General features: G+C 51.8%; 13 protein-coding genes. 2 read left to right on the top strand and 11 right to left on the bottom strand.

Features of this window, described 5'->3' with window-relative positions; genetic code table 11:
* Positions 1–9: 9 nt before the first annotated feature.
* The gene (gene ispA, locus HEN21_RS03435; protein WP_000347246.1) at positions 10–909 is read right to left on the bottom strand and encodes a (2E,6E)-farnesyl diphosphate synthase; all 900 of its coding nucleotides are present in this window, start codon (positions 907–909) and stop codon (positions 10–12) included.
* Complete coding sequence (xseB, locus tag HEN21_RS03430; protein ID WP_001124935.1) at positions 909–1,151, bottom strand: exodeoxyribonuclease VII small subunit; 243 nt, start codon at positions 1,149–1,151, stop codon at positions 909–911. Before xseB ends, ispA begins: the two co-directional genes overlap by 1 nt.
* 205 nt (positions 1,152–1,356) lie before the next feature.
* Between xseB and thiI the strand changes: the two genes are divergently transcribed.
* Positions 1,357–2,805, top strand: coding sequence for a tRNA uracil 4-sulfurtransferase ThiI (gene thiI / locus HEN21_RS03425; RefSeq protein ID WP_000668671.1), 1,449 nt, complete (start codon positions 1,357–1,359; stop codon positions 2,803–2,805).
* A gap of 53 nt (positions 2,806–2,858) precedes the next feature.
* On the opposite strand, the gene yajL is transcribed toward thiI, so the two are convergent.
* A complete protein-coding gene (gene yajL / locus HEN21_RS03420) occupies positions 2,859–3,449 on the bottom strand; it encodes a protein deglycase YajL (RefSeq protein ID WP_001276327.1) in 591 nt (196 codons plus the stop codon).
* Positions 3,412–4,323, bottom strand: a complete 912-nt coding sequence (gene panE / locus HEN21_RS03415; RefSeq protein WP_000705824.1) for a 2-dehydropantoate 2-reductase — start codon at positions 4,321–4,323, stop codon at positions 3,412–3,414. Before panE ends, yajL begins: the two co-directional genes overlap by 38 nt.
* A gap of 167 nt (positions 4,324–4,490) precedes the next feature.
* Between panE and yajQ the strand changes: the two genes are divergently transcribed.
* Positions 4,491–4,982: a nucleotide binding protein YajQ gene (gene yajQ / locus HEN21_RS03410; protein WP_176251664.1), complete on the top strand. Its 492-nt coding sequence runs from the start codon at positions 4,491–4,493 to the stop codon at positions 4,980–4,982.
* Between the two features lie 138 nt (positions 4,983–5,120).
* Here the strand turns inward: yajQ and HEN21_RS03405 are convergent, their stop codons facing one another.
* The 7 genes from HEN21_RS03405 to ampG all read right to left on the bottom strand — a co-directional run bounded on the left by HEN21_RS03405 (position 5,121) and on the right by ampG (position 13,365).
* Positions 5,121–6,485 carry an MFS transporter gene (locus tag HEN21_RS03405; protein WP_176251663.1) on the bottom strand — a complete coding sequence of 455 codons (1,365 nt, stop codon included), beginning with the start codon at positions 6,483–6,485 and terminating at the stop codon, positions 5,121–5,123.
* Positions 6,486–6,635: 150 nt separating this feature from the next.
* Complete coding sequence (cyoE, locus tag HEN21_RS03400; RefSeq protein WP_000971333.1) at positions 6,636–7,526, bottom strand: heme o synthase; 891 nt, start codon at positions 7,524–7,526, stop codon at positions 6,636–6,638.
* An 11-nt stretch (positions 7,527–7,537) separates the two neighbouring features.
* Positions 7,538–7,867: a cytochrome o ubiquinol oxidase subunit IV gene (locus HEN21_RS03395; protein ID WP_000019801.1), complete on the bottom strand. Its 330-nt coding sequence runs from the start codon at positions 7,865–7,867 to the stop codon at positions 7,538–7,540.
* Entirely contained in the window at positions 7,867–8,481 is a 615-nt protein-coding gene (locus HEN21_RS03390) for a cytochrome o ubiquinol oxidase subunit III (protein WP_000179822.1), read from the bottom strand. Before HEN21_RS03390 ends, HEN21_RS03395 begins: the two co-directional genes overlap by 1 nt.
* Positions 8,471–10,462 (bottom strand): cytochrome o ubiquinol oxidase subunit I, encoded by a 1,992-nt coding sequence (gene cyoB / locus HEN21_RS03385; RefSeq protein WP_000467154.1) that lies wholly within the window; start codon positions 10,460–10,462, stop codon positions 8,471–8,473. The genes HEN21_RS03390 and cyoB overlap by 11 nt, the downstream gene beginning before the upstream one ends.
* A 21-nt stretch (positions 10,463–10,483) precedes the next feature.
* Positions 10,484–11,431: a cytochrome o ubiquinol oxidase subunit II gene (cyoA, locus tag HEN21_RS03380; protein ID WP_001239436.1), complete on the bottom strand. Its 948-nt coding sequence runs from the start codon at positions 11,429–11,431 to the stop codon at positions 10,484–10,486.
* A 458-nt stretch (positions 11,432–11,889) separates the two neighbouring features.
* Positions 11,890–13,365, bottom strand: coding sequence for a muropeptide MFS transporter AmpG (gene ampG / locus HEN21_RS03375; RefSeq protein ID WP_176251662.1), 1,476 nt, complete (start codon positions 13,363–13,365; stop codon positions 11,890–11,892).
* Positions 13,366–13,380: the final 15 nt, after the last annotated feature.

The raw sequence follows: 13,380 nt of genomic DNA, 5'->3' as shown, positions 1-13,380 counted from the left end.
ACTTATTGTTTATTTATTACGCTGGATGATGTAGTCCGCTAGCGCTTCCAGTGCCGAGGTATCGAGTGACTGTTCAGCCAGTTGTTTCAGCGACTGGCGGGCATCGTCGATCAGATCCCGGGCTTTCTTCCGGGCTTGCTCAAGACCCAGAAGTGCAGGGTAGGTGCTTTTACCAAGTTGCTGGTCGGCACCCTGGCGTTTTCCCAACGTTGCAGTATCTCCCACCACATCCAGGATGTCATCCTGAACCTGGAAGGCAAGGCCGATGCTTTCTGCATACTTGTCGAGTACTGGCAGTGCATTTCGTCCTTTATCTCCGGCGCTTAATGCACCAAGGCGAACGGCGGCGCGAATCAATGCGCCGGTTTTATGGCGATGAATACGCTCGAGTGCGTCCAGAGGTACGTGTTTGCCCTCCGCGTCTAAATCTAATGCCTGACCGCCGCACATACCGGCAATACCGCTAGCGTTCGCCAGTTCAGAAATCATCGCAATTCTGTCGCGATCTGACACTTCCGGCATATCGGCATCGCTTAAAATCGAGAACGCCAGCGTTTGTAAAGCATCGCCAGCGAGAATCGCGTTCGCTTCACCAAATTTCACATGGCAGGTCGGCAACCCACGACGCAGATCGTCATCATCCATTGCCGGTAAATCATCATGAATTAATGAGTAAGCGTGGATACACTCTACGGCGGCAGCGGGTGCGTCTAACGTGCTCATGCTAACGCCGAGCATTTGACCAGTAGCATAAACCAGGAAAGGTCGCAGGCGCTTACCACCTAATAATGCGCCATACTGCATGGTTTCTACCACGGGAGTGTTCTGAAAGGGCAGTGGGGCGATAAAACGGCTCAGCGCCTGGTTGGCCTGCTTAACACAGGCTTCGAGTTGCTGCGGAAAGTCCATTACTCATTGTCCGGTGTAAAAGGTGTAAGAGAGGCGTCTTCGTTGTCAGACAGCAGGATTTGTACGCGCTGTTCGGCTTGTTGTAATTTGGCCTGCCCTTGACGTGCCAGCTGCACGCCACGTTCGAACTCGTTCAGTGCCTCTTCCAGCGGCAGGTCGCCACTTTCCAGACGGGTCACAATCTGTTCCAGCTCGCTTAGCGCCTTTTCAAAGCTGGCGGGCGCCTCATTTTTCTTCGGCATAATGAATGTCTGACTCTCAATATTTTACGCCCCGCCATGGTAACGGACTCAGGGCAAATAGCAAATAACGCGCAATGGTAAGGTGATGTGCGCAGCAAAGCGATGTTAGTGGTATACTTCCGCGCCTGGATGCAGCCGCAGGTGTGGGCTGCTGTATTTTTCCCTATACAAGTCGCTTAAGACTTGCCAACGAACCATTGCCGCCATGAAGTTTATCATTAAATTGTTCCCGGAAATCACCATCAAGAGCCAATCTGTGCGCTTGCGCTTTATAAAAATCCTTACCGGGAATATTCGTAACGTTTTAAAGCACTATGATGAGACGCTCGCTGTCGTCCGTCACTGGGATAACATCGAAGTTCGCGCAAAAGATGAAAACCAGCGTCTGGCCATTCGCGACGCCCTGACCCGTATTCCGGGTATCCACCATATTCTCGAAGTCGAAGACGTGCCGTTTACTGACATGCACGATATTTTTGAGAAAGCGTTGGTTCAGTATCGCGATCAGCTGGAAGGAAAAACCTTCTGCGTACGCGTGAAGCGCCGTGGCAAACATGATTTTAGCTCGATTGATGTGGAACGTTACGTCGGCGGCGGTTTAAATCAGCATATTGAATCCGCGCGCGTGAAGTTGACTAACCCGGATGTGACAGTCCATCTGGAAGTTGAAGACGATCGTCTGCTGCTGATCAAAGGGCGCTACGAAGGTATTGGTGGTTTCCCGATCGGCACCCAGGAAGATGTGCTGTCGCTGATCTCCGGTGGTTTTGACTCCGGCGTTTCCAGCTATATGTTGATGCGTCGCGGCTGCCGCGTGCATTACTGCTTCTTTAACCTCGGCGGCGCGGCGCATGAAATCGGCGTTCGTCAGGTGGCACATTATCTGTGGAACCGCTTCGGTAGCTCTCACCGCGTGCGTTTTGTCGCCATTAACTTCGAGCCGGTAGTCGGGGAAATTCTTGAGAAAATCGACGACGGTCAGATGGGGGTTATCCTCAAACGTATGATGGTGCGTGCCGCGTCTAAAGTGGCTGAACGTTACGGCGTACAGGCGCTGGTCACCGGCGAAGCACTGGGCCAGGTGTCCAGCCAGACGCTGACCAACCTGCGCCTGATTGATAACGTCTCTGATACGCTGATCCTGCGTCCGCTGATCTCTTACGACAAAGAGCACATCATCAACCTGGCTCGCCAGATTGGCACCGAAGACTTTGCCCGCACGATGCCGGAATATTGCGGTGTGATCTCCAAAAGCCCGACGGTGAAAGCGGTTAAATCGAAGATTGAAGCGGAAGAAGAGAAGTTCGACTTCAGCATTCTCGAGAAAGTGGTTGAGGAAGCGAATAACGTTGATATCCGCGAAATCGCCCAGCAGACCGAGCAGGAAGTGGTTGAAGTGGAAACCGTCAATGGCTTCGGTCCGAACGACGTGATCCTCGATATCCGTTCTATCGATGAACAGGAAGATAAGCCACTGAAAGTCGAAGGGATTGATGTGGTTTCTCTGCCGTTCTATAAACTGAGCACCAAATTTGGCGATCTCGACCAGAACAAAACCTGGCTGTTGTGGTGTGAGCGCGGAGTGATGAGCCGCCTGCAGGCGCTCTATCTGCGCGAACAGGGCTTTAACAATGTGAAAGTGTATCGCCCGTAATTTGTAGTTTTAACGTCGCATCTGGTCAGATGCGACGCTTACCGCATCCGACACTACTCGTAATAATTATAAATCCCTGCCGCCATCACCAGTTGTGATGCCACCTCATGGGCTTTCTCGCGCCCAACCAGCAGGTCGATAATTTTCAGACCAAAATCAATAGCCGTGCCCGGCCCCTGGCTGGTCAGCAATTTTACCCGTGCATCCCAGACGACGCGCTTGTCCTGCCATTGTTCTGCGGGAATCTTGTCTTTCAGCGTCGGGAAGCCGGTCATATTGCCAATCGGGAAGATATCGTGCGGCACCAGCACGGTAGCTGGCGTGGCGCAAATAGCGGCAACGATACGCCCGGAACGGTGGAACTGTGTAACAGTTTCGACCAGCAGGGTGCTATCGCGAAAACACTCCGCGCCTTTAATGCCGCCAGGCAGCACGATCACGTCATAATCACCATCCGCCACTTCGACCAGGGGCGCATCTGCCAGCAGCTTTACGCCGCGCGAGCAGGTAATCGCCAGGTTGCCATCGCTGGCGACGCTGGCAGTGGTGACATTAATGCCACCGCGAACCAGCAGATCGATAGTGGTGACCGCTTCGGTTTCTTCACTACCAGGGGCGAGGCAAACCAGTGCTGATGCGCTCATATTCACTCTCCTTTCTTTTTACCATTTCAAACAGGCGGGTGTTTTCCGGTACAGCAATCCCATGCGCGCGGGCGCGGCGTAAGAGAAAACCATTGATATAGTCGATTTCTGTATGGCGCATTGCGCGGATGTCCTGCAACATTGACGAAATGTTTTCTGCTGTGGCATCAATCACCTGCATCACGTAATCACGTAAATCTTCCGCTGAAGTATGATGCCCTTCGCGTTCGATTACCGCCGCGACTTCTTCGCATATCTGCATAATATCTTGCGGGTGATGACGTAATTCACCGTTCGGGCAATTCCAGATGGCAGTGAGCGGATTAATCACACAGTTTACCGCCAGCTTTCGCCACAGCTCGGCGCGAATATTGTTATGCCAGGCAACGTCAGGCAACACGGTTTGCAAAATATCCGCCAGATAACTGTAATCGCCGTCCTGTTGCCGTGCCGGGCCGATATGTGTGATACCGTTTGCCACGTGAATGATGACATTGCCGTCGCGGCGCGCTGCATGGGTGGTCGTGCCCATCAGTAAAGGTTGCCCGATGTTCTGTAACTCTTCAATGGTGCCCATGCCGTTGTGGATCAGCAGAATTGGCGTGGTTACAGGTAGCGTCGACGCCAGGCTTTTGACGGCATCAGATACCTGCCAGGCTTTCAGCGTCACCAGTAGTAGATCGCTGGTGGCCAGAAAATCAGGATCATTGGCGGTCAGCGATTCGTTAAATATCGAACCGTCTGTCTCCACCAGATTCACGCTACAATAAGGTTGCGGTACGCGCAGCCAGCCCTGAACCTCGTGACCCTGTTTGCAAAATGCTGTAAGCCATAATTGCCCTAAGGCACCGCATCCCAATACGGTAATTTTCATTGTTCCTCCTCACCCGCAACCACACCGGGTGTTCAATAAGGCTATCCCTTAATTGTGCATGGTGTTGTGACCATGCACAATTAAGGGATACGTCCTGGCGCAGGACTGTCTGTTATTTAACTTTGCAGGTATTATGCTTCGCATCAAAAATGAAGGGAGAGGAAAAGATGCCATCTTTCGATATTGTCTCTGAAGTTGATCTTCAGGAAGCGCGTAACGCGGTCGATAACGCGAGTCGCGAAGTAGAGTCTCGTTTTGACTTCCGTAACGTTGAAGCATCGTTTGAGCTGAACGACGCCAACAAAATTATCAAAGTGCTGAGCGAGTCCGATTTCCAGGTCAATCAGTTGCTGGATATTCTGCGTGCCAAACTGCTCAAACGCGGCATTGAAGGCAGTTCGCTGGATGTACCGGAAAATATCGTTCATAGCGGTAAAACCTGGTTTGTGGAAGCGAAACTGAAGCAGGGCATTGAGAGCGCGACTCAGAAGAAAATCGTCAAGATGATCAAAGACAGCAAACTGAAAGTGCAGGCGCAAATTCAGGGCGATGAGATCCGCGTAACTGGCAAATCCCGTGACGATTTGCAGGCTGTGATGGCGATGGTTCGCGGTGGCGATCTCGGTCAGCCGTTCCAGTTCAAAAACTTCCGCGATTAATCTCGACAACGTGCGCTCTGTTCATGCCGGATGCGGCGTGAACGCCTTATCTGGCCTGCAATAGTTTGTGATTTCAAAAGATTACAGCAACTTTGTAGGCCTGGTAAGCGTAGCGCATCAGGCAATTTAGCCTCGTTTTTATGCCTGGCGAATTGCCTGTTCAACCTCAAAGCGATTCGTCACTTTGCTGTCGATTTTCACATAAGCTGAATGTTCTTCTTCTGCAATCAACACTTCTTTGACGCCAGCCGTTTCCAGCAAACGCACTTTTAACAAATCATTTGCGGCAACTTCAGCCGGGATTTCAATGCGCAAGCTGCTGACATATGGCGGTTCTTTCATGGTGCTGGCGACTGCCAGCCACACTGCGGCCAGCATTGCACCAGCGAGAAATACCCCCTGACCGTCAAACATGCCGTCAATCCAGCCGCCCAGCGAACCGCCAATCGCCACGCCAAGAAACTGGCTGGTGGAGTAAACGCCCATCGCCGTGCCTTTGTAACCTGCTGGCGACTCTTTACTGATAAGTGAAGGCAGGAGGGCTTCCATCAGGTTAAACGCCACAAAGAAAAGCTGCACGCCGACCACTAACTGCCAGAACTGCGTTTGTGCGTTCCACAGTACAATTTCCGCAACCACGATCAGCCCGACGCAGAAGACAAAGACCTGTTTCATTTTGCGCTTAACTTCGGCGTAGATAATGAAAGGCACAACCGAGCCAAAGGCGATTAACATCGTCGCCAGATAGACCTTCCAGTGTTCAGCCGCCGGAAAACCCGCGTTAGCCAGTTGCCCTGGCAGAGCAACAAACGTCGACATCAGCAACATGTGCAGACACATAATGCCGAAGTTGAGTTTCAGCAGGCGTGGTTCCGCCAGCACTTTACTGAAACTGCCTTTCACCATCCCGGACTCACGATTAAGTACGTGCGTGCGGCTGTTAGGCACAACCCAAATGGTCAACGCAATGCCGGTCGTTGCCAGAATAGCGATCATCCAGAAGAGCGCGTGTAGCCCAAGTTTGTGAGTGATGATCGGACCAAGCACCATTGCAATGGCGAAGGTAATGCCAAAACTGACACCGATAAATGCCATCGCTTTGGTGCGGTTTTGTTCACGAGTGAGATCGGAAAGCAGCGCCATAACGGCGGCGGCAATCGCACCGGAACCTTGTAACGCCCGACCCAGAATGATCCCCCAGATGGAGTCGGAAAGCGCGGCAATCACGCTACCCGCGACAAACACAGCTAACCCGCCAACGATAAGCGGTTTACGGCCTATGCGGTCGGAAAGCAGGCCAAATGGAATCTGAAAAACGGCCTGAGTCAGACCATAAATGCCAATCGCAATACCGATCAACGCTTCACTGGCGCCTTGCAGAGCCATGCCGTACGTGGTCAGAACCGGCAGAACCATAAACATGCCCAGCATACGCAATGAAAATACGGTTCCTAAACCCCAGGTCGCGCGCCGCTCGCCTGGCGTCATTTTATAATCGTTCATTACCACCTCTGTTTTAAATTCGCGACTAGTGTAAAGCGGCAAACGAATGGGGTAAACATGCGGATTTTTTAGTAAATATTTCGTGAGGGATATGTTTCTAATGCTAAGAAAAAAGGTGCCGTAGCACCTTTTTTAACAGGGAAGTCGCAGTTACCAAACTGCAGCCAGCAGCGTATGCGAGTCCGGCACCATAAAATCAACGGACATCATTACCGAAAGGGCAGTGATGGCGATGATAGAGAAGCCGAATAGCTTGCGCGCCCAGATTCGGTCATCAGCAACTTTATAACCACGCAGAGCCATACCTAACCACCAGACGCTGACTGCCGCAGCGACCACCAGATATTTGTATCCAGCGTAACCGCCAAGAGAGAGCATCAGCGTGGCAACAGCAAAGGCGATGATGTACAGCGTGATGTGGTTCTTCGCTACCGAAATGCCTTTCACCACCGGCAGTACCGGAATGTTCGCCGCCTGATAATCCTTAAAGCGGAAAATGGCGATGGCATAAGAGTGGGGCATTTGCCACAGGCTGAAGATAGCCAGCAGGATTGCTGCACCGCTATCGAAGTCGCCTGTCACTGCACAGTAGCCAATCACCGGCGGCGCTGCGCCGGAGAGAGAACCAATCAACGTGCCGTAGACAGAGTGGCGTTTCATGTACAGGCTATAAACGCCGACATAAACCACAAAGCCCATCACCCCCAGCCAGCAGGCCAGCGGATTCGCGCCAAACCACAGCAGCATAAAGCCAGCAATACCCAGCAAGGTGGCGTACACCAGCGAGACAGCAGGAGAGATCAGGCCTTTAACCAGCACCCGATTCTTCGTCCTTTCCATCTTTCTGTCGATATCCCTGTCGATGTAGTTGTTAAACACACAACCCGACGCCACAACCAGTGACACCCCAACCAGCGTGTAGATAAACAGGGGATAATCAATGCTGCCCTTTGAGGCCAGCAGGAATCCCCCTATCACCGAGATCAGGTTGCCAAAGATGATGCCTGGTTTCGTTACTTGCAGGTATTGCTTAAACATCATAACCGCCGCTCTTAGTGCATCATCATGTTGTAGTTAAGGTTCCACATGATCCAGATGGAGCCTACAACCAGGATAGCGATGATTAGCACGGTGAAGACAAACGCCGTCATGTTCCAGCCTTCATCTGATTTGGTATTCATGTGCAGGAAGCACACCAGATGCACCAGAACCTGTACCACTGCCATTGCCAGGATTGTTCCCAGAATTACGGCCGGAGAGGCAGAACCTGACATCACCATCCAGAACGGAATCACCGTCAGAATGATCGACAGGATAAACCCTGTCATATAGGTTTTTACGCTGCCATGGGATGCGCCGCCGCTCACGTTAGAATGACTCATTACATCGCCCCCATCAGATAAACAACAGTGAACACACAGATCCACACCACATCCAGGAAGTGCCAGAACAGGCTCAGACACATGATGCGGGTACGGTTAGTGCTGGTCAGGCCGCGACGGGCGATTTGCACCATCAGCACCGCCATCCAAATAAGACCGGAAGTGACGTGCAGACCGTGTGTCCCGACCAGCGCAAAGAACGCTGACAGGAAGCCGCTGCGATCCGGGCCCATGTCGTTAACAATCAGGTGATGGAATTCATAGAGTTCCATCCCGATAAATCCGGCACCAAACAACCAGGTCAACGCCAGCCAGGAGATAACCTGGCTTTTGTTGTTTTTGTACATGGCGATAGCCGCCATGCCGTAGGTGATGGAGCTGAACAACAGCAAGAAGGTTTCAACCAGAACGAACGGCAGTTCGAAAATGTCCTTACCTGTCGGGCCGCCTGCGGTGCCGTTCACCAGAACGGCATAGGTAGCAAACAAGATGGAGAACAGAATGCAGTCGCTCATCAGGTAGATCCAGAATCCGAAGATTTTGGTTCCGCCTGCATCGTGGTGCCCGTGTTCGTGCGCGTGGGCAGTCGCGTGCGTCAAAGTATCAGTTGCCATTTTTCAGCCCTGCCTTAGTAATCTCATCGAAATGCTGGTTTTCCAGTTTTTCGATTTCTGCCACCGGCACGTAGTAATCCACGTCCTCGTCGAAGCTTTTCACGATCCAGGTGATGATCATGCCTGCGAAGCCAACAATCGCCAGCCACCAGATATGCCAGATCATGGCGAAACCGAAGATGGTGGAGAAAGCCGCAATGACGATACCGGCACCGCTGTTTTTCGGCATATGAATTTCTTCATAGTGGTCAGGCTTTTTGTACGCTTCGCCTTTCTCTTTCATTTCCCAGAATGCATCACGCTCGTGAACGTGTGGCACAACGGCAAAGTTATAGAACGGAGGCGGGGAAGAGGTTGCCCACTCCAGCGTACGGCCACCCCACGGGTCGCCAGTCAGGTCACGGTTCTGGTCGCGGTCGCGAATAGAAACGTACATCTGAATCACGAGGCAGAGAATACCCAGCGCAATCAGTACCGCACCGCTGGCTGCAATCATCAGCATAGTGTGGAACTGCGGGTCAATCTGCTGGCTCAAACGACGGGTCATACCCATAAAGCCCAGCGCATACAGCGGCATAAAGGCAACGAAGAAGCCGATGATCCAGAACCAGAACGCGCGTTTACCCCAGGTTTCGTTCAGTTTGAAACCGAACGCTTTAGGCCACCAGTAGGTCATCCCTGCGAAGCAGCCGAAGACCACGCCGCCGATGATAACGTTATGGAAGTGCGCAATCAGGAACAGGCTGTTATGCAGAACGAAGTCCGCGCCCGGTACTGCCAGCAGGACGCCAGTCATACCGCCCACCGAGAAGGTGACGATAAAACCGATGGTCCACAGCATCGCGGAATGGAACACGATGCGCCCCTGATACATGGTGAACAGCCAGTTGAAGATCTTCACCCCGGTCGGGATGGCGATAATCATTGTGGTGATACCAAAGAAGGCGTTTACGTTCGCGCCCGCACCCATCGTAAAGAAGTGGTGCAGCCAGACGATGAACGACAGCACGGTGATACAGACGGTTGCCCATACCAGCGAGGTATAACCAAACAGACGTTTACGCGAGAAGGTTGCCGCAATTTCGGAGAACACACCGAAAACAGGCAGGATCAGGATGTAAACTTCCGGGTGTCCCCATGCCCAAATCAGGTTGATGTACATCATCATGTTGCCACCCATATCGTTGGTAAAGAAATGGGTGCCCAGATAGCGATCCAGGGTCAACAACGCGACGGTAACCGTCAGAATTGGAAAGGAAGCAATAATCAGAATGTTTGCGCACAGTGATGCCCAGGTAAATACTGGCATCTTGAACATGGTCATGCCCGGTGCGCGCATCTTCAGAATGGTAACGAAGAAGTTGATACCGGTTAGCGTCGTACCAATACCGGATAGCTGGAGACTCCATATCCAGTAATCGACACCGACCCCTGGACTGTACTCTATTCCCGATAGCGGTGGATAGGCCAGCCAGCCGGTCTGCGCAAACTCGCCCACGCCGAGAGAAACGTTAACCAGAATCACACCAACAACGGTAAACCAGAAGCTTAAGTTGTTGAGGAACGGGAACGCAACGTCACGCGCGCCGATCTGCAGCGGAACCACCAGGTTCATCAGACCGATAACGAAAGGCATCGCCACGAAGAAGATCATAATCACGCCGTGCGCGGTGAAGATCTGATCGTAGTGGTGAGGCGGCAGGAAGCCAGCTTCGCCCGCCGAGGCAAGGGCCTGCTGGCTACGCATCATAATGGCGTCAGCAAAACCACGCAGCAGCATCACAATTGCCACGATGATATACATGATACCAAGGCGTTTATGGTCGACGGAGGTCAGCCACTCTTTCCACAGGTAGGTCCACTTACCGAAGTAAGTGATCAGGCCAACGAGCGCCAGACCTCCCAAAATAATGGCAGCGATCGTAACCATGACGATAGGTTCATGGAACGGGACTGCATCAAGTGATAATTTTCCGAACATCTTTATTCTTCCTCAACCCCTTTAATGGGCGGATTCCGCGTGGCTCATGTCCATGCCTTCCATACCTTCGTGTGCGCTGTGCTCACCTTCTGGCTGGGTCATGTCCATGCTCTTACCGTGAGCCATAAACTTGTTAATCACATCGGCAAACAAATCTGGTTTCACGTTGGAGAAATATTCCACCTGGTTGTATTCGCTAGGCGCGGCCAGTTTTTCGAACGCAGCCATGTCAGACATGGTGTTCGGCGACTGTTTGGCTTTTGCGACCCATTGGTCGAATGCGGCACGATCCGGCGTTGCGATAGCTTTGAACTTCATGCCTGAGAAGCCCGGGCCGCTGTAGCTGGCAGAGATACCGTCATAAGTACCGGGTTCGTTGGCGATCAGATGCAGGCGAGTCTGCATACCGGCCATGGCATAAATCTGGCTACCCAGACGCGGAATAAAGAAGGAGTTCATCACGGAGTTGGAGGTCACTTTGAAGTACACCGGAGTGTTCGCCGGGAAAGCGATTTCATTCACGGTTGCAATGCCCTGTTCCGGGTAGATGAAGAACCATTTCCAGTCCATGGAAACCACTTCGATGGTAATGGGCTTCTCGTCGTGTGCCAGCGGCTTGCTAGGCTCAAGAGCGTGAGTGGTTTTCCAGGTCAGTACTGCAAGGAAGATGATGATTAAGATAGGCACCGTCCAGACCACAGCTTCCACTTTATTGGAGTGTGACCAGTTCGGGCTGTACTTAGCATCTTTATTGCTCGCACGGTACTTCCAGGCGAAACCAACAGCCATCAAGATTGCGGGAATAACGACAATCAACATCAGGCCAAATGCCGTCAGTATCAGTGAACGTTGCTCCAGACCAATCTGTCCTTTGGGATCTAACAGCGCAGAATTACAACCACTGAGCAATACAGTGCCTGCAAATAATGACAACCATCCCAAACTTTTATTGTATTTCCTGAGTCTCATTTAACGACCTCAATTCCACGGGATCTGGTGGCGTTTAAAGTGTGTGGGCATTTTACGGGAAGGTTACATTACTGTAAACATGATTAAATTCCTGTTACTTGGATTTGGCTGTCAGGTCACATATGTTGCAAAACATATCAGGTTGATTTTAAGAACCTGTTGCAAAAGGGCGTTATAACGAAAGGGGAGTGCAGAAGGTGGTGGGGATGGCAATTGGTATAACCAATCGAAAATAAAACAATTATTTAACAAATAATTATCATGAAAGTGACAAAGCTGGCGTGGAAAAATAAAGAGTCATTAGCTGAATCGTGTAAAAAAATAAAACATATAAATTACGTCAATAATTTCCGAAATCTAAGCCGCACAAAAGAACAAATATTATTAAGCGATACTGATGCTTATTTAGCCGTAATAATTACGTCGTGTGATTACTACAGCTAAATTATATTCACAGATTACGTCAGATGCGTTTTTCGTAGCGCCAGATAATCCAGAAAACCACCAAGCACGACGCCGCCCAGGGCGACTAAAACGCCGACTTCCAGCAGAGCTGGCAGGAAAGAGAAGTGCGTCAAATCCAGCGCGTCCAGCGTCAACAACAGTAACCACACGGCTAACAGACTGACGCCCGCCGCCAGTGTCCACATGGCAAAAGCATAACCTGACGGATATTCGGTACGTGGGATAAAGTTGTCGTTGACCCGTGTATATTCAAGCGTCTGGCGGCAAACCAGCAGTAAAATAAGCCCAGGTACGGCGGCGGCGACGGAGAAAAGATAGAATGTCGACCAGCCGTGTGATTCAACAAACCAGCCCGCCACGGGGCCGACATAAACCCGTCCGACAGCGGAAAGCGCCGAGAGCAGGGCAAACTGAGTAGCGGAGAATGACTTATTACACAGCGTCATTAACAGCGCCACAAATGCCGATGTGCCCATCCCGCCACACAGGTTTTCGAAAAAGACGGCTGCGCCCATGCTGTAGAGATGCTTATCAGTCACCGAAAGCAGCCAGTAACCGGCGTTGGACGCACCTTGTAAAAGGCCGAAAATCAGTAATGCACGGAACAGCGAAAGACGCTGCATCAGAATACCACCGTACAACGCGCCGACGATGGTCGCCAGCAGACCGAGCGTTTTGTTAACCACGCCTACTTCACCGGCATCAAACCCGACGCCGCGAATCAAAAAGGTGGTAGTCAGACTCATGGCGAAAGCATCGCCCAGCTTATACAGCACGATTAAAAGCAGAATCAGCCATGCGTTATTGCGGCCAAAGAAATCACGCAACGGTGCTACAACGGCTTGTTCCAGCGTTTTGGGTACAGGAATGGTGTCGGTTGGTTCTGGCGCAAGCAACGTTGCGATAATGCAGGGGATCAGCAGAGCCGCCATCAACCAGTACATGCCTTGCCAGCCCAGCCATTTATCTGCCAGCCATAAGGCTAAACCACCAGAAACCAGCATCCCTAAACGGTAACCCAGCACGCTGATTGCTGCACCTGCACCGCGTTCTTCCGCAGGAAGTACATCCGTTTTCCACGCATCAAAGACAATATCCTGAGAAGCGGAGCAAAAAGCGATAACCACCGCCAGTGCCGCCATCCAGCGAAGTTGCGTACCTGGTTCGAGAAAACCCATCGCCGCAATCGCCAGTAACAGCAACGCTTGCGTAGCGAGCAGCCATCCGCGTCGACGTCCGAGGAACGGCGGGGTATAGCGGTCCATCAGCGGCGACCAGAGAAATTTAAATACGTAAGCCTGGCCCACCAGAGAGAAGAAACCAATGGTTTTAAGATCGATATTCTCGACTGTCATCCACGCCTGTAACGTGCCGGATGTCAGGGCGAGCGGCAGCCCGGAAGCAAAACCCAGGATCAGCAAAATAGCTGAACGTGGCTGTTGGAAAATACGTAAATATTGACTGGACATGGGCGTCTACAGGCC

Source organism: Escherichia sp. 93.1518 (assembly GCF_013368915.2).
GTDB lineage: Bacteria > Pseudomonadota > Gammaproteobacteria > Enterobacterales > Enterobacteriaceae > Escherichia > Escherichia ruysiae.
The sequence above is the reverse complement of the archived record's forward strand: the minus strand, read 5'-3'. Positions and strand labels throughout refer to the sequence as shown.

Coding starts and splice junctions, on each gene's coding strand:
- ispA (WP_000347246.1), bottom strand. CDS start 909: ATGGACTTTCCGCAGCAACTCGAAGCCTGTGTTAAGCAGGCCAACCAG.
- xseB (WP_001124935.1), bottom strand. CDS start 1,151: ATGCCGAAGAAAAATGAGGCGCCCGCCAGCTTTGAAAAGGCGCTAAGC.
- thiI (WP_000668671.1), top strand. CDS start 1,357: ATGAAGTTTATCATTAAATTGTTCCCGGAAATCACCATCAAGAGCCAA.
- yajL (WP_001276327.1), bottom strand. CDS start 3,449: ATGAGCGCATCAGCACTGGTTTGCCTCGCCCCTGGTAGTGAAGAAACC.
- panE (WP_000705824.1), bottom strand. CDS start 4,323: ATGAAAATTACCGTATTGGGATGCGGTGCCTTAGGGCAATTATGGCTT.
- yajQ (WP_176251664.1), top strand. CDS start 4,491: ATGCCATCTTTCGATATTGTCTCTGAAGTTGATCTTCAGGAAGCGCGT.
- HEN21_RS03405 (WP_176251663.1), bottom strand. CDS start 6,485: ATGAACGATTATAAAATGACGCCAGGCGAGCGGCGCGCGACCTGGGGT.
- cyoE (WP_000971333.1), bottom strand. CDS start 7,526: ATGATGTTTAAGCAATACCTGCAAGTAACGAAACCAGGCATCATCTTT.
- HEN21_RS03395 (WP_000019801.1), bottom strand. CDS start 7,867: ATGAGTCATTCTAACGTGAGCGGCGGCGCATCCCATGGCAGCGTAAAA.
- HEN21_RS03390 (WP_000179822.1), bottom strand. CDS start 8,481: ATGGCAACTGATACTTTGACGCACGCGACTGCCCACGCGCACGAACAC.
- cyoB (WP_000467154.1), bottom strand. CDS start 10,462: ATGTTCGGAAAATTATCACTTGATGCAGTCCCGTTCCATGAACCTATC.
- cyoA (WP_001239436.1), bottom strand. CDS start 11,431: ATGAGACTCAGGAAATACAATAAAAGTTTGGGATGGTTGTCATTATTT.
- ampG (WP_176251662.1), bottom strand. CDS start 13,365: ATGTCCAGTCAATATTTACGTATTTTCCAACAGCCACGTTCAGCTATT.